The following is a 20,281-nucleotide window of genomic DNA, read 5'->3' on the forward strand; positions in this document are numbered from 1 at the left end:
CCATCCGAGGAGACATGACATGAAGCTGCTGCGATACGGCGAAGCTGGAAACGAAAAGCCGGGCCTTCTGGACAAAGACGGCAAGCTGCGTGATCTTTCGGGACACGTGAACGAGATTGCCGGAGCAGCGCTTGCGCCTGATGCGCTGGCCAAGCTTGGCGAGATCGATGCGGAAAGCCTGCCGCTCGTCTTCGGCAATCCGCGCCTCGGCCCCTGCGTCGCCGGGACCGGCAAATTCATCTGCATCGGTCTCAACTATGCCGACCATGCCGCCGAATCCGGGTTGGCAGTGCCGCCGGAGCCCGTCATCTTCATGAAGGCGACCTCGGCCATCGTTGGCCCGAATGACGATCTCGTCATTCCTCGGGGTTCCGAAAAGACTGACTGGGAGGTCGAACTCGGCATCGTCATCGGCAAGACCGCCAAATATGTGAGCGAGGCGCACGCGCTGGATTACGTCGCCGGCTATTGCGTGCTGCATGATGTCAGCGAGCGCGCCTTCCAGACGGAGCGCGCTGGGCAGTGGACCAAGGGCAAATCCTGTGACACTTTCGGCCCGACCGGCCCGTGGCTCGTCACCAAGGACGAAGTGGCTGACCCGCAGAATCTGGCGATGTGGCTCAAGGTCAATGGCGAGACCATGCAGGATGGCTCGACGAAGACCATGGTCTATGGCGTGCGCCATCTGGTTTCCTATCTCAGCCAGTTCATGTCGCTTCATCCCGGCGACATCATCTCCACTGGCACGCCGCCAGGCGTCGGCATGGGCATGAAGCCGCCCCGCTATCTCAAGGCAGGCGATGTGGTCGAGCTCGGTATCGAAGGGCTCGGCAGCCAGAAGCAGAATGTGAAGGCTGATATTTAGCGCTTCAGCGATAGCACCCCCTTGGTCCTGCAGGGCAGGGGGGTGAAAAACCAATATATTCACGTAAAGAGGTTCTCCCGTGACCCGCATTACAGATCTTCGCGTTTTCGATCTGCGTTTTCCGACATCGCAAAGTCTCGACGGATCGGACGCGATGAATCCGGATCCCGATTATTCCGCAGCCTATGTCATCCTCGATACCGACCAGGATGGGCTGGCGGGCCATGGGCTCACCTTCACCATAGGGCGCGGCAATGAAATATGCTGCCTCGCCATCAATGCGATGAAGCATCTCGTCGTCGGGCAGGATCTGGAAAGCATCCGCAGGAATCCCGGCCGGTTCTGGCATCATCTGACGGGTGACAGCCAGTTGCGCTGGATCGGACCGGACAAGGGCGCGATGCATCTGGCAACGGGCGCCGTGGTCAATGCCGTATGGGACTTGCTGGCCAAGCAGGCGGGAAAACCGGTCTGGCGGCTGGTAGCTGAGATGACGCCGGAGGAGATCGTCAAGATCGTCGATTTCCGCTATCTGACCGATGTGCTGACGCCGGAAGAGGCGCTCGCCATCCTGGAGAAGGCCGAGGCCGGGAAGGCGGAGCGGATCGCCGAGCTCGAGCGGGAGGGCTATCCCTGCTATACCACTTCGGCCGGCTGGCTCGGCTATTCCGACGAGAAACTGAAGAGACTTTGCCAGGAAGCCATCGATGCCGGCTTCAACCATGTGAAGATGAAGGTCGGGCGCGATCTCGAAGACGATATTCGCCGTCTCACCATCGCCCGCGAGACGATCGGCCCCGATCGTTTCCTGATGATCGACGCCAACCAGGTGTGGGAAGTTGATCAGGCGATCGACTGGGTGAAGAAGCTCGCCTTCTGCAATCCCTATTTCATCGAGGAGCCGACCAGCCCCGACGATATCGCCGGCCACCGCAAGATCCGCGAGGCGATCCATCCGGTAAAGGTCGCCACCGGCGAAATGTGCCAGAACCGCATCATGTTCAAGCAGTTTATTGCCGAAGGCGCGATCGATATCGTGCAGATCGATTCATGCCGCATGGGCGGATTGAACGAGGTGCTGGCCGTGCTGCTGATCGCCGCCAAGTATGGCCTGCCGGTCTGGCCGCACGCGGGCGGCGTCGGCCTTTGCGAATATGTGCAGCATCTCTCGATGATCGATTATATCGCCGTTTCGGGCACGAAAGATGGCCGGGTAATCGAATATGTCGATCATCTGCACGAGCATTTCATCGATCCCTGCGTGATCCGCGACGCGGCCTATATGCCGCCGTCGCTGCCCGGCTTTTCGATTGAGATGAAGCCCGCAACCATCGAGCAGTATCAGTGGCGCGGGGCGGAGTAAGCGCTATCCGCTGACGAGGTTCCGCCATTCCCGTGCATAGGAGGCGAATGTTTCGGGCATGGTGAAATCATTGGGCTCGGGCGCGCTTGCTTCCGGTTGCATACCGGCGAGCATGGCTGCACCGAGACTGGTGCCTGTCGAGCCGGGCAGCGCCAGCACGTCGCGCCCCGTGAGGCGGCCGAGTGCGGCCAGGTAAATGCGGTTGCGGGCGAAAGGACCTTCGACAAGGATTGGTCCATCGGCGCCGACGAGGCCGAGGCTCACATCTGTCATCAGCGCGGCGTAGAGCGAAGCGGCCGCGTGGCGTCGGGCGGGTGTGAGGTTTTCCGTGCTCAGCCAAGCCATCTCGCGGCTAGCGAAGGGGCCAGATCCCCTAACCACGCTTGGCAGCACCATGAGCCGGTTCTGCAGGATATCCGGCAGCGCTTTCTCAGCTTGTCCAGAATCGAGCGGCCCACAGCCCTCCACTAACAGTTCGAACTCGCGCCCGCCCATAAAGCGGGCGGAGGGAACGGGGCGGCTGTAAGCATCGACATTGACGAGCGTATCGCGGTCGGGATCGAGCTTGCCCGCGTGACCGCCGACGCCGAAGATCACCACCCATGTTCCGGTCGAGACGACCGCGAAGGGCGGCTTGCGCCTTATGAGATGCGGCAGGAGCGAGGCGTTGGAATCATGGATTCCGCAATGGACGGCGACTGGTGTGTTGAGACCGATCTCCAAGGTGATTTCCGGCAAGATGGAGCCGAGCGGGTCGAAGGCGGAGCGCAACGGGGCCAATAGAGCCCCGATTTCCAGCCTATCGACAAGCGAGGATAAGGAGCCGGTGTGCGGGTTCCAGAGATCGGTGTGGCACCCAAGCGAGGTCGCCTCGCAGGCGGCGACGCCCGTCAGCCGCCACGCCCAATATTGCGGATAGGTGAGGATGGTTTGCACCTTGGCGAAGAGATCGGGAAATGCGGTCTTCTGATAGTGCAACTGCGCGCCGAGATTGAGGCCGCCTGAGAGTGAAGGCGACGCAGTTTCATCGAAGCCGGGACGAAGCGCGGCATAGTATTCGCGAATATCGTCTGGATAGATGTGCTCATAGTCCAGAACCGGCATGGCGAGGCCATTTTCGCCAAGAAGGGCCGCTGATGCTCCGTGGGTGGTGATCGAGATAGCCTCGAAGCCGGGGCTGCGGGCGAATTCGGCGAGGCTATCCAGGAAGAAGCGCCATAGGCCGTCGATATTGTAATGGGGGTAGGGCGGGCCTGACAGCACGCGGTTCGGCGTGGTGCGCACGGCGATTTCGCTGCCGGTCGATGCGTCGACGATGACGGCTTTGGCGTTGGTCTTGCCGATATCGAGGACGGCGATATGCGAGGGGGAATTCATAATGGAAACACTGGCGCGCCTAGCGATTTCATCAACAACCCTACTCAAGCAAGATGGAATAGCGTCACGAGCTCGGATTGAACGGGCGAATTGTCCGGGTTCGTCGCCATGATGTCGGCCATGTGCGCCCACCATTTCTTCATCACGGGATGATCGGGGAGCGCCGCCATGCGGTGGTCGGTTGGGCGCGTCAGCACGCCGAAAAGCGTGTTGGTCTCCGGATCGAGATGGATGGAATAGTCAGATACGCCCGCATCGTGCAGGAGGTCCACCAACTCCGGCCAGATCGCGTCGTGGCGGCGCTTGTACTCGGCTTCCATGCCTGGGTTGAGCCGCATCTTGAAGGCATATTTTTCTGTCTTCATGCACTTTTACCGGGTTTGATACGCCGGATGATGATCGGCAGCGAGATGGTGATGATCAGCAGCAGGCCGATAAAGATCGACATGACTATGCCCGGCACGTTGAGAAGTCCCAAGCCAAAAGTGACGAGACCCATGACGAAGGCGGCGATGACCACGCCGCCGATGGTGCCGGAGCCGCCCAGAATCGAGACACCGCCCAACACGACCATGGTGACGATTTCAAGCTCCCAGCCCTGTGCAATCGACGGGCGGGTGGAGCCGAGCCGCGAGGTGAGGCAGACGGCAGCGACGCCGCTCATCAAGCCGGTCAGCAGGAACAGGATGAACTTCACGCGCTCGACTGGGATGCCGGAAAAGCGCGCGGCGAACGCATTATTGCCGATGGCATAGACGCGCCGCCCGAAGCTGGTGGCATGCAGCAGGACGGCGAAGGCAATCGCGCAGAGGATAAACAGCACGAACTCGAAGGAGAAGACCCAGAACACATAGCCCTGGCCGAAATAGGCGAAACTCTCAGGGTAATTGCCATAGGCCTGATCGCCCAGCACGATATAGGAGATGCCGCGGAAAAGGCTCATCGTGCCGATCGTGACGACGATGGAGGGCAGCCCCAGCCCTGCCACCAGAAAGCCGTTGAAGGCGCCGGCAAGGAGCCCGACGCTGATTCCAATGCAGACGAGGCCTGGCGTGTCGATGCCGATCTGGGCGGCGGCGCCCATCGCGGTGGAGGCGAGCGCGATGATGGCGGCGACCGACAGGTCGATCTCGCCCGATATGATCAGCAGCGCCATGGCGAAGGCGATCATCGCCTTTTCTGTGAAGTTGAAGGTGGCGTCCGACAGATTCCAGACATTGAGGAAATAGGGGGAGGCGAAGGAATTGGCGATGAAGATTGCAATTGCTACAGCGAGCAGGAGCACTTCCCAGCTCGAAAACAGCCGGGTGAACGAGGTTCCGAGCCGGTCGGGAATGTGACGCTTTTCCTGTACGGCGCTCATACCGTGGCCTCCTGATAGGTCTTGGCCGCCTTGTCGCGCAGGATGATGCGGCCTCGCCGCTTTTCCTGACGGGCGTTGAAGATGACGGCGAGGATGATGACCGCGCCTGAAATCGCCATCTGCCAGAAGGGCGAAATGTTGATGACAGGCAGGGCGTTCTTGATGACACCAAGGAACAGCGCGCCGAGCACAGTGCCCACAACCGTACCGATACCGCCGAGCGTCGAGATGCCGCCGATGACACAGGCCGCGATACTGTCGAGTTCGAAGCCGGCGGCGATATCGACATAGGCGACGGCATAGCGCGATACCCAGAGATAGCCACAGAGCCCGGCCAGAGCACCGGAGAGCACGAAGGCGAAGAAGCGGGTGCGCCCGACATCGATGCCGGCATAGACGGCGGCGGTCGGATTGCCGCCCGAGGCATAGAGGGCGCGGCCGAAGAAGGTCCGGTTCATCATGATGTATATGAGGACCACGATTACGACCGCCGCCCAGCCCAGAATGGGCAGGCCGAGGAATACATGGCGCGGTGTGTTCAAGAAGACCGGCGTCATCTGATGGGCGTTGACCCAGCCCCCACCCGAAAGAACGAAAGCCATGCCGCGATAGATGGTGAGTGTGCCGAGCGTGACGACGATGGGTGGAATGCCGACCTTCCAGACGAACAGGCCGTTGATCGCGCCAAGGAACGCGCCGATGCCGATGGCTATGACGATGAGCACGGCCAGTGGCAGTTCGGGATGGGCGGCGTTGAGCATCGCCACTGCCATGCCGGTAAAGGCGAGATTGGCTGCGACCGAGAGGTCGATGGATTTGGTCAGGATCACCGCCATCTGGCCGAGGGCCAGGATGATGAGGATCGAGGTGTCGTTGAAGATGCCGGCGAGGTTCCTGGGCGCGGCGAAGCCGGGCGCGCGGCTGGAGAAGCCCGCCACGAGGATGGCGATGATGCCGAAAAGCAGAATTTCGCGGTGTTTCAATATTCGGTTCATGTTGGTCTCACGCATTGCCCGTCGCCGCCCGCACCAGCGTCTCGGCGTCGAGCGATTGCCTGTCGAAGAGGCCTGCAGCCAGTCCTTCGCGCATGACGAGGACGCGATCGGACATGCCAAGAATTTCAGGCAGCTCAGATGAAACCATGATGATGCTCAACCCTTCCGCCGCAAGCTCGCTGATGAAGGCGTGGACGGCAGCCTTGGAGCCGATGTCGATGCCCTTGGTGGGCTCATCGAGGATGATGATTTTGGGCTGGGTGGCGAGCCATTTTCCGATGACGACCTTCTGCTGGTTGCCGCCGGACAAGGTTCCGACGGGAACGGAGAGGGCGGCGGCGCGCAGGTCGAAGCGCTCGGCATAGCGGCGCGCCAGCGCAAATTCCTCGGCGACGCGCAGAAAGCCCGCGCGGGATGTCCGTGAGAGAGAGGGCAGCGAAATGTTCTGGAAGATCGGCATTTGCGAAACGGTGCCGTGGCGCCCGCGCTCTTCCGGTACATAAACGATGCCGTGAGCGATGGCATCGCGGGGCGAGCGGATCGTGATCTCGCGGCCTTCGAGCGTCAGGCTCCCGCCGGAGGGACGCGTCACGCCGAAGAGGGACTGGCAGAATTCGGAACGACCCGCGCCGACGAGGCCGTAGATACCAAGGATCTCGCCGCGCCGCAGTTCAAAGGAAATGTCGCGAAATTCGGTCGGGTGCGAATAGTTCGTGACCTTGAGCACGGTTTTGCCCAGCGGCACGTCGACCTTGGGAAAGGCCTTATCGACCGAACGGCCGACCATCAACCGCACGATTTCGTTCTGGCTCGCATCCGTCAGGGCGCCGTGGCCGACAGCGCGGCCATCGCGGAAGACGGCATAGTTCTGCGCGATCTCGTAGACCTCATCAAATTTATGGCTGATGAAAAGGATCGCTTTGCCCTGGTTTTTAAGCCGCTCGATGATCTGGAAAAGGTCGTCCACCTCCTTGCGCGACAGGGCGGCGGTGGGTTCGTCCATGATGACGATGCGCGCATCGACGGAAAGGGCGCGCGCAATGGCGACGAGATGGCGCTGCGCGATGGAAAGTTCCTTGAGCTTCGCCCGCACATCGACCGTCGTCTCCAGCGAATGCAGGAGCGCCAGCGAGCGCGCATTGAGCGCTTTCCAGTCGACAAAACCGAGCCTGGTTTTCGGCGCATGGCCGAGATAGATGTTTTCGGCGACGGACAATTCATCGAAAAGCACGGTTTCCTGATGAATGGCGGTGACGCCATGATCGGTCGCGTCCTGAGCGGTGGCGAAGGTAACCGGTTTGCCGTCTACAAGGATTTCACCTTCGTCCGACTGGTAGATGCCGGTGAGGATCTTAACGAGCGTCGACTTGCCGGCGCCGTTCTCGCCGATGAGCGCCGTCACCGTACCGGGATAAAGCGCGATATTGACATTATCCAGCGCCCGGACGCCGGGAAATGATTTCGAGATGCCGCGCATTTCGAGGAGCGGGGCCACCGGCGAAACCGGATAGACCATTTCCTGTACGGGCGTCTGGACGGCTGAGTTCATTATCTGGACCTGAACGGTTTTCATTGGATTCACTCTCCTCTTGTCCAGCCGGACAGAAGGGGAGTAAACCCCCGCAGCCGAAGCTGCAGGGGTGACTGGATCAAAACACCTTCGAAAATTCGTCGATGTTCTCAGCGTTGTAGATGAAGGGATCGGACATAGCGGCTTCGCCGTTTTCGCCGATCTTGATCTTGCCCATGCGGCCGGCATCGATTTCGGTGCCGGGCTTGCCGTCGGCATCGCCCTTGACGAGATGATAGGCGATCTCGGTCGTGGTATAGCCGAGGTCGATCGGGTTCCAGATGGCGAATTCCTTGGTCGCGCCTGATTTGATCGCGCCCGCCATTTCGGAGGGAAGGCCGAGGCCTGTGACATAGACCTGGCCGATCTTGCCGGCGTCCTTGACGGCCTGCGCAGCGGCGAGCACGCCGACGGTCGTCGGAGCTACGATGACCTTGACATTCGGATGCGAGGTCAGGAGGCCCTGCGCTTCGCGGTAGCTCTTGTCGGCCAGATCGTCGCCATAGACGGTGGTGACGAGATTGAGCCCGGGATATTTCGGCAGCTGCTTCTTCATTTCCTCGATCCAGGTGTTCTGGTTGGTCGAGGTGGTGGTGGCCGAAAGAATGGCGAAGTCGCCCTTGCCATCAGGCAGATGGCTAGCGGCGAGCTTCAGGCACATATTGCCGATCAGCTCGTTCGACGACGGGTTCAGGTGCATGATGCGGCCCGCAGGCGCGACGCCGGAATCCCACGAGATGACCTTGATGCCGCGCTGGGCCGCTTTTTTAAGCGCCGGCACGACGGCGTCCGGATCGTTGGCGGAAATGGCGATGGCATCGACGCCCTGCGCAATCAGCGAATTGATGACCTCGATCTGGCCTTCCGCCGTCGTGGTGGTCGGGCCGGTATAGATGATCTCGACATCGCCCAGTTCCTTGGCGGCTTCCTGTGCGCCCTTGTTGGCGGCCTCGAAGAAGCCGTTGCCAAGCGATTTGACGACGAGGGCGATCTTCATCGGTTCGGCCTGTGCCTGCGAGGCGATCATCGCCACGGCCAAGCCAGCGCCGAGCGCCAGTTTCTTCAACAAATTCATGTCTGCATTCCTCCCTTGGTTAAAAACTAGTCGCACCTCTTCCGTCGCGTTCATGCGACGGAAGAGGAATCCTCCTTCTTCGCCGTTGCAGCGGTCTGCGCCACGATCAGCTGGATGCCGGCATCCTCCACCATGCGCCGCGCGGCGTCGGAAACACCGTCATCGGTGATGATTGTCGTCACCCGCGTGAGCGGGCACAGGATCAGGCTCGAACGGCGGGCGAACTTGGTCGAATCGACCATCAGCACCAGATCGTCCGCCTGGTTGATCAGCTTCTGCTCGCTCTGGATGATCAGCGCGTCGGATTCCATGACGCCGAGCGGCCCGATGCCCTGGGACCCCATGAACATGCGGCGCGCATAGAAATTGCGCGTCACGTCATTGTCGAAGGGTGAAAGGATCAGGCTCTGCTCGCGATAGATCGCGCCGCCGGGCACGATGACCGTGCTCTTGGAATGCTTGACCAGATGCTCGGCGATGGCGAAGGAATTAGTGAGCACCTGCAGGCGGCGGCTGCTAAGATAATGCACCATCTGGAATGTCGTCGTGCCGCCATTGATGATGACAGCGTCGCCTTCCTCGCAAAGCGCCACGGCCTCCCGCGCAATCGCGCGCTTCTTGTCAATGTTCTCGGATTCAGAAACACGGAATGGACGGCCGGCGAGGTTCGCCAGCTGGGGCGGATGCACCGCTTCCGCGCCGCCGCGCACACGGCGAAGGCGGCCCTGCACATGCAGCGCGGCGATGTCACGGCGGATTGTCGCTTCCGATGCCTCGGTCAGCTCGACGATATCCTGAATGGTGACGACCGGCTTTTCCTGAACAGCGCTCAGGATGATGCGGTGGCGTTCGCGCTCGTGCATGGTTCCTCCTGCTTTTTCTATCCCGCAACTCGGTTGAGCTTGTCAATCATATTCGATCATGAATTTTCATATTGCGATGCGCCATGATCATTTTTGATTGTTTCCGATTGACAGTGAAAGTCTGCTTGCGCCATATCTGCGCCCAACGAGACGGGTGGATCAAGCTTCCGCCCAAGCGAATATGCGTGAACAATATGCGATCGGGAGGATGACATGGCGGCCCAGATTCGGCTTCTTGATAATCGTTGGGATGATGGACAGGCGGCGGGCCTCGATGAGCCCGGCAAACTGCTCTATCGCTCCAATCTGTTGGGTGCCGACAAGCGCATCACCAATTATGGCGGTGGCAATACGTCCGCCAAGGTGACGGAAACAGACCCGCTGACTGGCGAGCCGGTCAAGGTGCTCTGGGTCAAGGGCTCGGGCGGCGATGTCGGCACGATCAAGCTCGATGGCTTCGCGACGCTCTATCAGGACAAGCTTGAAGCGTTGAAGGGTATTTACCGGGGTGTCGAGGATGAGGACCGCATGGTCGGCTTTCTTCCACATTGCACCTTCAATCTCAATCCGCGCGCCGCTTCCATCGACACGCCGCTGCACGGCTTTGTGCCTTTTGCGCATGTGGACCACATGCATCCCGATGCCATCATTGCTATTGCTGCTTCGAAGAACTCCCGCGAGCTTACGAAGGAGATATTTGGTGACGAGATCGGCTGGCTGCCGTGGAGGCGTCCGGGCTTTCAGCTCGGTTTGGACCTCGAAGCCTTCGTCAGGGCGAACCCGCAGGCCAAGGGCGTGGTACTCGAAAGCCATGGTCTCTTCACCTGGGCCAACGATGCCAAGGCCTGCTATGAGCTGACGCTTGATGTGATCAACAAGGCAATCCGCTGGCTGGCGGAAAAGTCCGAGGGCAAGGCGGCATTCGGTGGCGGCGTTGCCGAGAGCCTCAATGTTGCCGAGCGTCGTGCTGTTGCCGCACGACTGATGCCGGAGATCCGCGGCATGATCGGCAGGGGCGAGCGCAAGCTCGGCCATTTCGACGATCAGGCCGCCGTGCTCGAATTCGTCAACTCGCGCGATCTGCGTCCGCTGGCGGCGCTTGGCACGAGCTGTCCGGACCATTTCCTGCGCACGAAGATCCGTCCGCTGGTCATTGATTTCGATCCGGCAAAGCCGGATGTGGATGCGGTGGTGGCGGGACTGGAAAAGGCGCTTGCAGACTACCGCGCGGACTACACGCGCTATTACGAAGCGTGCAAGCACCCCAATTCACCTGCGATGCGCGACCCCAACCCGGTGATCTTCCTCGTTCCCGGCGTCGGCATGCTGTCCTTTGCCCGCGACAGGGCAACGGCGCGGATCGCCGGCGAGTTCTACGTCAACGCCATCAATGTCATGCGCGGCGCATCGTCGGTTTCCGAATATCAGGGCCTGCCGGAGCAGGAAGCCTTCGATATCGAATATTGGCTTCTCGAAGAGGCCAAGCTCCAGCGGATGCCGAAGCCGAAGAGCCTGGCTGGCCGGATCGCGCTCGTAACCGGCGGGGCGGGCGGCATTGGCCGGGCAACGGCAGAGCGGCTGGCAGGCGAGGGCGCCTGCATCGTGCTTGCTGATATCGATGCGGAATCGCTCAAAAGTGCTCATGAGGATTTCGCCAGGCGCTTCGGCGGCGATGTGGTGCGCAGCGTCGTGCTCAATGTCACCGACGAGACGGGCGTCATCGCGTCCTTTGCGGAAACGGTGGTGGAGTTCGGTGGGCTCGATATTCTGGTGTCGAATGCGGGGATTGCATCTTCTGCGCCTGTCGAGGCGACGGAACTTTCGATGTGGAACCGCAATATCGATATTCTGGCGACCGGCTATTTCCTCGTTTCGCGTGAGGCCTTCCGGCTGTTCCGCCGCCAGAAGCTTGGCGGCAATGTGATCTTCGTCGCCTCGAAGAACGGCCTTGCCGCTTCGCCAGGCGCATCCGCTTATTGCACGGCCAAGGCCGCCGAAATCCATCTGGCGCGCTGTCTCGCGCTTGAAGGTGCGGATGCGGGCATCCGCGTCAACACGGTCAATCCGGATGCGGTGCTGCGCGGCTCGAAAATATGGAACGGCGAATGGCGCGAACAGCGCGCGGCGTCCTCCAGGATCGAGGTCACCGACCTGGAGGAGCATTACCGCAATCGCTCGCTTCTCAAGCTGAACGTTTTTCCGGAGGATATTGCCGAGGCGATCTATTTCCTGGCATCCGATGCATCGGCCAAATCGACCGGCAACATCATCAATGTCGATGCAGGGAACGCGCAGAGCTTCACGCGCTAATCGCAGCTTATCCGGGAGGGAACCATGTCCGAACTGAGAATATCAGGCGATCTCGTCGCCGACGAGAATGCCAGGCGCGGGGATGCGCTGAGAAGCGATTATGAAGCATTGGGCGCAAATCTGGTACGTCGTGGCATCGACATCGAGGCTGTGACGGCGAAGGTCGCGCAATTCTTCGTGGCGGTTCCGTCCTGGGGCGTGGGGACGGGCGGCACACGCTTTGCCCGCTTCCCTGGCATCGGCGAGCCGCGCGGCATCTTCGACAAGCTCGACGATTGCGGCGTCATCCAGCAATTGACGCGTGCAACGCCCGCCGTCTCATTGCACATCCCGTGGGACAAGGCGGACCCGAAGGAGCTGAAGGCCAAGGCGCAGGCGCTGGGGCTCAGCTTCGACGCGATGAACTCCAATACATTTTCAGATACGCCGGATCAGAAGCATTCCTACAAATTTGGTTCGCTCAGCCATGTGGACGCCGCAGTGCGGGCGCAGGCGGTCGAGCACAATATCGAGTGCATCGAGATCGGCGAGGCCATCGGCTCCAGGGCGCTGACGGTCTGGGTCGGCGATGGATCGAATTTTCCCGGCCAATCGAATTTCACCAGGAGTTTCGAGCGTTATCTCGCTTCCATGGGCGATATTTACAAGGCTTTGCCTGACAATTGGCGCATCTTCTCCGAGCACAAGATGTATGAGCCGGCCTTCTATTCGAGCGTGGTGCAGGATTGGGGCACGAATTATCTCATAGCTTCGACATTGGGGGAAAAGGCGTTCTGCCTGGTCGATCTGGGCCATCATGCGCCCAACACCAATATCGAGATGATCGTCGCGCGGCTGATCCAGTTCGGCAAGCTTGGCGGCTTCCATTTCAACGATTCCAAATATGGTGATGACGATCTCGACGCCGGAGCGATAGAGCCGTACCGGCTGTTCCTGGTGTTCAACGAGCTGGTGGATGCGGAGCATCGCGGCGTGAAAGGCTTCCATCCGGCGCACATGATCGACCAATCGCACAATGTCACCGACCCGATTGAAAGCCTGATTTCCAGCGCCAACGAAATCCGCCGGGCCTATGCGCAGGCGCTGCTGGTGGATCGCCAGGCGCTGAGCGGTTATCAGGATGACAATGACGCGCTGATGGCCTCGGAAACGCTGAAACGGGCCTACCGCACGGATGTCGAGCCTATCCTCGCCGAGGCACGCCGGCGTGCCGGTGGAGCGATCGATCCGGTCGCCACCTATCGCGCCAGCGGCTATCGCCAGAAGGTCGGCAAGGAGCGTCCGGCGGTGAAGGGCGGCAGCGGCGGCATCGTCTGATCCGCCGCTACGCTTAGACGAACTGGGTTTTCTCGCTCTCGACAAGATCGGAAATGAAGCCGGATACGGCGGTGACGCGACGAAGCGTTCGTGCCGATTCATGGTAAGCCAGCCAATAAGAGCGCCGGATAAGGCGTTCCGGTAAGACAGGCACGAGATCGGCGTGCTCGCGTGCGATGAATGAGTGGAGAATACCGATGCCGGCGCCGGCCTTCACCGCCTCGACCTGGCCGAGCGCGCTCGACACTTCAAAGGCCGGTTTCCAGTCGCGGCTGATCTCGGACGCATAATTGAGCGATGGGCTCATGACGAGATCCTCGACATAGCCGACCAGCCGGTGCGATGTCAGTTCCTCCACCGATTGCGGGACACCGCGTTCCTCCAGATAGCGCGAGTGGGCATAAAGCCCCAGCGTATAGTCGACGAGCTTGCGCGCGATGAGCCTGCCCTGGTCCGGCCGGTCCACCGTGATGGCGATATCGGCTTCGCGCCGCGACAGCGAAAAGGAGCGCGGCACCGGCACGAGCTGGATGGTGAGATCGGGATAGCGCGCGGTGAGCAAGGCAAGGCGCGGGGCAAGGAAGGTCACGCCGAAACCATCCGGCGCGCCGATCCTGACCGTGCCGGAGATCGCCACGTCGGCATCGCCGACATGCGAGCGGGCAGTGAGCATCTCCGCTTCCATGCGCTCGGCCGAAAGCAGGAATTCCTCGCCCGCCTGCGTCAGCTGCGATCCGTTGGTCCGCCGTGTCAGCAAAGTGGTGTTAAGGGCGGTTTCAAGTGCGGTGAGCCGGCGGGCTACCGTGGTGTGGTTGAGGCCGAGCCTGCGCGCCGCACCCAGGATCTGGCCGGCGCGCGCGACTGCGAGGAATATTCTGATGTCGTCCCAGTTCATGCGTGAATAATTACTATAGTTTCTGCACAACGGATACGCCTTGCCGCGCCTTGCCATATGAATTTTGCAGAGCGATGATAGCCGCATAAATTCCGGACAATCAGAGCCGCAAGGGAGAAGGCGTAATGCGCAATATTGGCCATTTCATCGGGGGAAAGCATGTGGAGGGCAAGGGCGGGCGTACCTCCGACGTCTTTCAACCGCTCGACGGTACGATCCAGGGCAAGGTTGCCCTGGCGACAAAGGAAGAGGTGCGGGCCGCTGTCGAGAATGCCAAGTCGGCGCAGCCGCAATGGGGTGCGACCAATCCGCAACGCCGGGCGCGGGTGCTGCGCAAGTTCCTGGAACTGGTCGAGGCGGAGTTCGACTCGCTGGCCGAACTGCTCGCCCGTGAGCATGGCAAGACCATTCCCGATGCCAAGGGCGATATTCAGCGCGGCCTCGAAGTGGTCGAGGTGTGTCTTGGCTCGCCGCATATGCTGAAGGGCGAATTCACCGATAATGCCGGCCCGGGCATCGATACTTACTCGATGCGCCAGCCGTTGGGTGTCGTCGCCGGCATCACACCGTTCAATTTCCCGGCGATGATCCCGCTGTGGAAGGCAGCGCCAGCGATCGCCTGTGGCAACGCCTTCATCCTCAAGCCGTCCGAGCGCGATCCGGGTGTTCCGATGCGTCTTGCCGAACTCTTCATTGAAGCAGGGCTTCCCGCCGGAATTTTCAATGTCGTCAATGGCGACAAGGATGCGGTTGACGCGCTGCTCGACGATCCTGATGTCAAGGCCATCGGATTCGTCGGCTCGACGCCGATCGCGCAATATATCTATGCGCGCGGTTGCGCCAACGGCAAGCGCGTCCAATGCTTCGGCGGCGCCAAGAACCACATGATCATCATGCCTGATGCCGACATGGACCAGACGGTCGATGCGCTGATCGGCGCCGGTTATGGTTCGGCGGGAGAGCGCTGCATGGCGATCTCGGTGGCCGTGCCCGTGGGTCAGGAGACGGCGGATCGTCTGGTCGAAAGGCTCATTTCGCGTGTTGAAAGCCTTAAGGTAGGGCCATCGACCGATGCGAGCGCCGATTACGGCCCGCTGGTGACGAAGCAGGCGCTCGATCGGGTGCGCGGCTATGTCGATCTCGGCGTGCAGGAAGGGGCGAAGCTCGTCGTCGACGGGCGGAACTTCAAGATGCAGGGCTATGAGAACGGCTATTACATGGGTGGTTGCCTGTTCGATCACGTCACGCCCGACATGCGCATCTACAAGGAAGAGATCTTCGGTCCCGTCCTCTCGGTCGTTCGGGCGAAAAACTACGAGGAAGCGCTGGCCCTGCCGAATGAGCATGAATATGGCAACGGCGTCGCCATCTTCACCCGCGACGGCGACGCGGCGCGCGATTTCGCTTCGCGCGTGCAGGTCGGGATGGTCGGTATCAATGTACCGATCCCGGTGCCGATCGCCTACTACACATTCGGCGGCTGGAAAGCTTCCGGCTTCGGCGATCTCAACCAGCATGGTCCGGATGCGTTCCGCTTCTACACAAAGACCAAAACCGTCACCTCGCGCTGGCCGTCCGGCGTCAAGGAGGGCGCGGAGTTCGTCATCCCGACGATGAACTGATCACCGGAATCGGGAAACAAAAACGGCAGCCGGGAGGCTGCCGTTTTTCGTTTGGAATGGAATAAAGCTGCTTACGCCGCGATATCCTGTGCCGGATTACTCGCTTGCGGCTTCCGCGGCTGGAGCTTCGGCTGCCTGAGCGGCTTCGGCAGCCTTGGCTGCTGCATCTTCCTCGGCCTGCTTTGCGAGAGCGATGCGCTCGACCGCCTTCTTGCCTGGCAGTGCCTTTTCAGGGTTGCTGCGGGCAGGGCGCTTGGCGAGACCTGCCTGATCGAGGAAGCGCAGGACGCGGTCGGTGGGCTGTGCGCCGTGGCCGAGCCAATGGGTGATGCGGTCGGCATCAAGGGTGACGCGCTCGGCATCCTTCGGCAGCGTCGGGTTCCAGGCGCCGATCTTTTCGATAAAGCGGCCATCGCGCGGCGAACGGACGTCGGCAACGACGATGTGGTAGTAAGGACGCTTCTTCGAGCCCGCACGGGCCAGACGGATTTTCAAAGGCATTTCATTCTCCTGTTGGTCTGTTCATGTACCGCCTTGCGGCGGTGCTTGGTTGTGGCATTTTTAACTGGCGCTGCGTTCAGCAGCGGTATTCTCGTGATGGCGGATCACTTCCTTGACGATGAAGTTGAGGAACTTCTCGGCAAAATCGGGGTCGAGGCTCGCCTCCTGCGCCAGACGGCGCAGCCGCTCGACCTGCTGTTTCTCACGGGCCGGGTCGGCAGGAGCGAGCCCGTATTCGGCTTTCAGAACGCCCACTGCCTGGGTGCAGCGGAAGCGCTCGGCCAGCATGTGAATGAGCGCGGCATCGATATTGTCGATCGAGGCACGCAGAGCGGAAAGCTCGGGCAGGCTTTTGTCGTTCATATCCGTCACTTCTTCTTCGGCAAACCGGGAAGTCCACCAAGACCGGGAAGACGCGGGCCGCCGGGCAGGCCGGGCAAACCGCCGCCAAGGCCGGGAAGCCCGCCCTTGCCCAAACCGGAGGCTTCGGCCTGCTTCTGCAAAGCTTCGAGCTGCTTGGGATCGAGTTTCGAGAGGTCAGGCATTCCGCCGCCCATACCCCCGAGACCGCCAAGGCCGCCGCCCATACCACCAAGGCCCATCTTGGAGGCCATGCCGCCCATCATCTTCTGCATCATTCCGCCGCCCTTGCCCTTGCCGCCCATGGCTTTCATCATGTCGGCCATCTGGCGGTGCATCTTCAGGAGCTTGTTGATGTCAGCGGCGTTGGTGCCGGAGCCCTTGGCGATGCGCTGCTTGCGGCTGTGCTTGAGCATATCAGGATGGCTTCGCTCGGCCGCCGTCATCGAGCCGATGATGGCGAGCTGGCGCTTGAACATGGTGTCGTCGAGGCCCGCCGCGGCGACCTGATCCTTCATCTTGGCCATACCGGGCATCATGCCCATGATACCGCCCATGCCACCGAGCTTCTGCATCTGGCGCAACTGGTCGGCAAGATCGTTCAAGTCGAACTTGCCGGACTGCATCTTCTTCGCCATCGCGGCCGCTTTTTCGGCGTCGATGTTTTCAGCGGCCTTCTCGACGAGCGAGACGATGTCGCCCATTCCGAGGATGCGGTCGGCGATCCGGCGGGGATAGAATTCCTCCAGCGCATCCATCTTTTCGCCGGTGCCGATGAGCTTGATCGGCTTCCCGGTGATGGCACGCATGGACAATGCAGCACCGCCGCGGCCGTCGCCGTCCATGCGGGTCAAAACGATGCCCGTGATGCCGACGCGCTCGTCGAAGGAGCGGGCGAGATTGACGGCGTCTTGTCCCGTCAGCGCATCTGCGACGAGCAGGATTTCATGCGGATTGGCCTTCTTCCTGATGTCGGCCATCTCGACCATCAGCGGCTCGTCGATATGAGTGCGGCCCGCCGTGTCGAGAATGACCACGTCGTGTCCGCCGAGCTTTGCCGCCTGGACGGCGCGCGCCGCGATCTCGACAGGCGACTGGCCGGCGATGATGGGCAGCGTATCGACGCCGGTCTGGATGCCAAGCTGGCGAAGCTGCTCCTGCGCGGCGGGCCTGCGCGTATCGAGCGAGGCCATCAGAATTTTCTTCTTCTGTCGCTCCGCAAGGCGCTTGGCAATCTTGCCCGTCGTCGTGGTCTTGCCGGATCCCTGCAGGCCGACCATCATGATGACGACCGGAGCCGGGGCGTTCAAATCGATGGTGACGCCTTCGGAGCCGAGCATCTCGACCAGCTCGTCATGAACGATCTTGACGACCATCTGTCCGGGCTTGATGCTCTTCAGGATTTCCGCGCCGACGGCCTTCTCGCGGACGCGATCCGTGAAGCCGCGCACCACGTCGAGCGCGACGTCGGCCTCGATCAGCGCGCGGCGAACTTCGCGCAGCGCCGCCGCCACGTCCTGATCGGACAGGGCGCCGCGGCCGGTCAGGCCGTTCAATATCGCGCCGAGGCGATCCTGTAGAGTTTCAAACATCAGTTTTCCTTCTTACCCGTGCAACGGCAAGTCCGTCGCAACAGGTAGGTCGTTCCGCGCCGAAGCCCAATAGTCCCGAACAGGCCAAAGCAAAACAACACCCGAGGGCGCATCGCGCTGTCGGGTGTGGACCTCCGGGATCTGTTTAGACCAATTGGGTCCCGGTCGGCTGCTTCGAGAGTCTCTGCTCGTCGCGGATGAATGGCGTGCTTAAACAGGAAAAGCACGGCAAAGTCAAGCAAAGCCCCGCAATTTCGGCCGCGAATTGGCCCGGCGCCGGCACCGGGCCAATCTCCTCTTCTATTACTGTGCGCCTGCGAGCGGATCTCCAATGCCGAGCATGTAAAGCCCGATCATCAGCAGCGTCCCTGCCAGCACCACATAATAGATGGTCGGAATAATAGTCATGCGCATCGTCGTGCCTTCACGTCCAAGCAGGCCGACCGTCGCCGAGGCTGCCACGACATTGTGGATGGCGATCATGTTGCCAGCTGCGGCGCCCACCGACTGACCGGCCACCATGAGTGCTCCGGAGATACCAAGCCCTTCCGCTACGCCATACTGGAATTGGCTAAGCATCAGGTTCGATACGGTATTGGATCCGGCGAGGAATGCGCCCAATGCACCGACCGACGGGGCGAAGAAGGGATAGACATTGCCCACTTCCGTCGCCACCCAGTCGGCCACCATCAGCGGCATGCTGGCCAAGTCGTTGCCATTGACGCCGGAATTGATCATCACGCGTACCATAGGCACGGTGAAGAGCAGCACGAACCCTGCGCCGAGCAGGGTCTTGGTGCTTTCGCCAAATGCCTTGGCGAATTGTCCGGCATTCATGCGGTGCAGGAAGAAGGTGATCAGGCAGACGATGACCAGAAGCCCACCGGGCAGGAAGAGCGGAGCGAAATCGCCGCTTATGTTGGTTTCGCCCATGATATCCTTGGCGGCGAATGTTACCGACTTCAGCGCATTGCCGACGGATGGCACCGTTCGGCTGACTACGAGGAGAACCGCCAGAAGCACGTAAGGCGTCCATGCCAGAAACAACGGAATCTTCTTCGACGTCAATTGATCAAGCTTGATCTCGACGCTGCCCATCCAGCTCGAAGGCCATTGCGAGGGCGGAGCGAAGTCCCATTTGTCCTTCGGCATCAGGAAGCCGGCACGTGCCGCGAGCGTTGCAAGCGTCAGGCCAACGAGACCGCCGATCATGGACGGAAATTCAGCGCCGAGGTAAACCGCGCTCAGCACATAGGGGATGGTGAAGGCAAAGGCCGCAAAAAGCGCGAAAGGCAGGATTGACAAGCCTTCAGTCCAAGAGCGGTTATGTCCGAAAAAACGCGTCATGATGACGACCAGGAACAGCGGCATGAAGGTGCCGCAGATCGCGTGCAGGATCGCCACTTCCGACGTGATGATGTGGAAAAACTGTTCCCAGCTCGATCCCATGCCCTGCAACTGCGCCGTCAGCGCCTCGCGATTGAGGCCCGACTGGACTCCGACGATGAGCGGCGTGCCGACCGCGCCGAAAGACACCGGCGTGGATTGGATCATCAGGCCGAAGGTGACGGCCGCAAGGGCGGGAAAGCCGATGGCGACCATCAGCGGCGCCACCACGGCAGCCGGCGTGCCGAAACCCGATGCACCCTCAATAAAGGAGCCGAACAGCCAGGCAATCAGAAAGACCTGGATGCGGCGGTCCGGGCTGATCTGTGCGAAGCCGGAACGGATCGCGGAAATGCCGCCGGAATGCTTGAGCGTGTTGAGGAGCAGGATCGCCCCGAAAATGATCCAGAGCAGACCGATCGTCTGGATAAGTCCCTGGAGCGTGGACGCGATCACGCGGTTACCGCTCATGCCCCACACCGTCATGGCGATAATGATGGTCAGAACATAGGTAATGGGCATCGCAATCCGCGCCTGGATACGAAACCCGACCAGCATCAAGCCGGCCACCAGAATTGGCAGAAATGCAAATAGTGCAAGAAATCCGTTCGACATAGCGTCCTCCCTCGTCGTCGCCAGATCCAGGCGGGTATATGCCTGCACATGCTGGTAAATAAAATTAACCACTATGCAATAAGCAATAGGTCTAAGGGATTTTCTTCAGGTGGAGCGGTTTTTCACGGCATAGGGAGACTGCAACCTGTTCCGGGTACCGTGACAATTCACAGGATGAATGGCAAATTCGCGTCGAGGTCGAATCACCCCCA

Annotated in this window: 17 protein-coding genes; 5 read left to right on the plus strand and 12 right to left on the minus strand. The window is 60.8% G+C overall.

Translation table 11 applies throughout. The features are described from left to right. Window positions 1–19 precede the first annotated feature (19 nt). Window positions 20–865 (plus strand): fumarylacetoacetate hydrolase family protein, encoded by an 846-nt coding sequence (locus tag DUT91_RS09805; protein ID WP_114440236.1) that lies wholly within the window; start codon window positions 20–22, stop codon window positions 863–865. Between the two features lie 79 nt (window positions 866–944). Then, window positions 945–2,228 carry an L-fuconate dehydratase gene (locus tag DUT91_RS09810; RefSeq protein ID WP_114440237.1) on the plus strand — a complete coding sequence of 428 codons (1,284 nt, stop codon included), beginning with the start codon at window positions 945–947 and terminating at the stop codon, window positions 2,226–2,228. A 3-nt stretch (window positions 2,229–2,231) separates the two neighbouring features. On the opposite strand, the gene DUT91_RS09815 is transcribed toward DUT91_RS09810, so the two are convergent. The 7 genes from DUT91_RS09815 to DUT91_RS09845 all read right to left on the minus strand — a co-directional run bounded on the left by DUT91_RS09815 (window position 2,232) and on the right by DUT91_RS09845 (window position 9,471). After that, entirely contained in the window at window positions 2,232–3,605 is a 1,374-nt protein-coding gene (locus tag DUT91_RS09815) for an FGGY-family carbohydrate kinase (protein ID WP_114440238.1), read from the minus strand. Between the two features lie 44 nt (window positions 3,606–3,649). Beyond that, complete coding sequence (rhaM, locus tag DUT91_RS09820) at window positions 3,650–3,970, minus strand: L-rhamnose mutarotase (protein ID WP_114440239.1); 321 nt, start codon at window positions 3,968–3,970, stop codon at window positions 3,650–3,652. Next, complete coding sequence (locus DUT91_RS09825; RefSeq protein WP_114440240.1) at window positions 3,967–4,968, minus strand: ABC transporter permease; 1,002 nt, start codon at window positions 4,966–4,968, stop codon at window positions 3,967–3,969. The genes rhaM and DUT91_RS09825 overlap by 4 nt, the downstream gene beginning before the upstream one ends. Then, window positions 4,965–5,963: an ABC transporter permease gene (locus DUT91_RS09830; protein WP_114440657.1), complete on the minus strand. Its 999-nt coding sequence runs from the start codon at window positions 5,961–5,963 to the stop codon at window positions 4,965–4,967. The genes DUT91_RS09825 and DUT91_RS09830 overlap by 4 nt, the downstream gene beginning before the upstream one ends. 7 nt (window positions 5,964–5,970) lie before the next feature. Further along, entirely contained in the window at window positions 5,971–7,512 is a 1,542-nt protein-coding gene (locus DUT91_RS09835; protein WP_200834951.1) for a sugar ABC transporter ATP-binding protein, read from the minus strand. Between the two features lie 100 nt (window positions 7,513–7,612). Beyond that, window positions 7,613–8,608: a rhamnose ABC transporter substrate-binding protein gene (gene rhaS / locus DUT91_RS09840; protein WP_114440241.1), complete on the minus strand. Its 996-nt coding sequence runs from the start codon at window positions 8,606–8,608 to the stop codon at window positions 7,613–7,615. 50 nt (window positions 8,609–8,658) lie between these two features. Continuing rightward, on the minus strand, window positions 8,659–9,471 hold the full coding sequence (locus DUT91_RS09845) for a DeoR/GlpR family DNA-binding transcription regulator (protein ID WP_114440242.1): 813 nt from the start codon (window positions 9,469–9,471) through the stop codon (window positions 8,659–8,661). A 213-nt stretch (window positions 9,472–9,684) separates the two neighbouring features. Here DUT91_RS09845 and DUT91_RS09850 point away from each other — a divergent pair, with 213 nt between their 5' ends. Together DUT91_RS09850 and rhaI are read left to right on the plus strand one after the other, a co-directional pair. After that, window positions 9,685–11,781, plus strand: coding sequence for a bifunctional rhamnulose-1-phosphate aldolase/short-chain dehydrogenase (locus DUT91_RS09850; RefSeq protein WP_114440243.1), 2,097 nt, complete (start codon window positions 9,685–9,687; stop codon window positions 11,779–11,781). A gap of 24 nt (window positions 11,782–11,805) precedes the next feature. Then, complete coding sequence (rhaI, locus tag DUT91_RS09855; protein WP_114440244.1) at window positions 11,806–13,098, plus strand: L-rhamnose catabolism isomerase; 1,293 nt, start codon at window positions 11,806–11,808, stop codon at window positions 13,096–13,098. Between the two features lie 13 nt (window positions 13,099–13,111). On the opposite strand, the gene DUT91_RS09860 is transcribed toward rhaI, so the two are convergent. Further along, window positions 13,112–13,993 carry a LysR family transcriptional regulator gene (locus tag DUT91_RS09860; protein ID WP_114440245.1) on the minus strand — a complete coding sequence of 294 codons (882 nt, stop codon included), beginning with the start codon at window positions 13,991–13,993 and terminating at the stop codon, window positions 13,112–13,114. Between the two features lie 125 nt (window positions 13,994–14,118). Here DUT91_RS09860 and DUT91_RS09865 point away from each other — a divergent pair, with 125 nt between their 5' ends. Continuing rightward, entirely contained in the window at window positions 14,119–15,615 is a 1,497-nt protein-coding gene (locus tag DUT91_RS09865) for a CoA-acylating methylmalonate-semialdehyde dehydrogenase (protein ID WP_114440246.1), read from the plus strand. A 96-nt stretch (window positions 15,616–15,711) separates the two neighbouring features. Here the strand turns inward: DUT91_RS09865 and rpsP are convergent, their stop codons facing one another. The 4 genes from rpsP to DUT91_RS09885 all read right to left on the minus strand — a co-directional run bounded on the left by rpsP (window position 15,712) and on the right by DUT91_RS09885 (window position 20,069). After that, entirely contained in the window at window positions 15,712–16,116 is a 405-nt protein-coding gene (gene rpsP, locus DUT91_RS09870) for a 30S ribosomal protein S16 (protein WP_114440247.1), read from the minus strand. Window positions 16,117–16,176: 60 nt separating this feature from the next. Then, on the minus strand, window positions 16,177–16,479 hold the full coding sequence (locus tag DUT91_RS09875) for a chorismate mutase (RefSeq protein WP_114440659.1): 303 nt from the start codon (window positions 16,477–16,479) through the stop codon (window positions 16,177–16,179). 5 nt (window positions 16,480–16,484) lie between these two features. Next, window positions 16,485–18,068 carry a signal recognition particle protein gene (gene ffh / locus DUT91_RS09880; RefSeq protein ID WP_114440248.1) on the minus strand — a complete coding sequence of 528 codons (1,584 nt, stop codon included), beginning with the start codon at window positions 18,066–18,068 and terminating at the stop codon, window positions 16,485–16,487. Window positions 18,069–18,371: 303 nt separating this feature from the next. Further along, the gene (locus DUT91_RS09885) at window positions 18,372–20,069 is read right to left on the minus strand and encodes an L-lactate permease (protein WP_114440249.1); all 1,698 of its coding nucleotides are present in this window, start codon (window positions 20,067–20,069) and stop codon (window positions 18,372–18,374) included. Window positions 20,070–20,281: the final 212 nt, after the last annotated feature.

This window comes from Paramesorhizobium salinisoli (genome assembly GCF_003335045.1).
Classification (GTDB): domain Bacteria; phylum Pseudomonadota; class Alphaproteobacteria; order Rhizobiales; family Rhizobiaceae; genus Paramesorhizobium; species Paramesorhizobium salinisoli.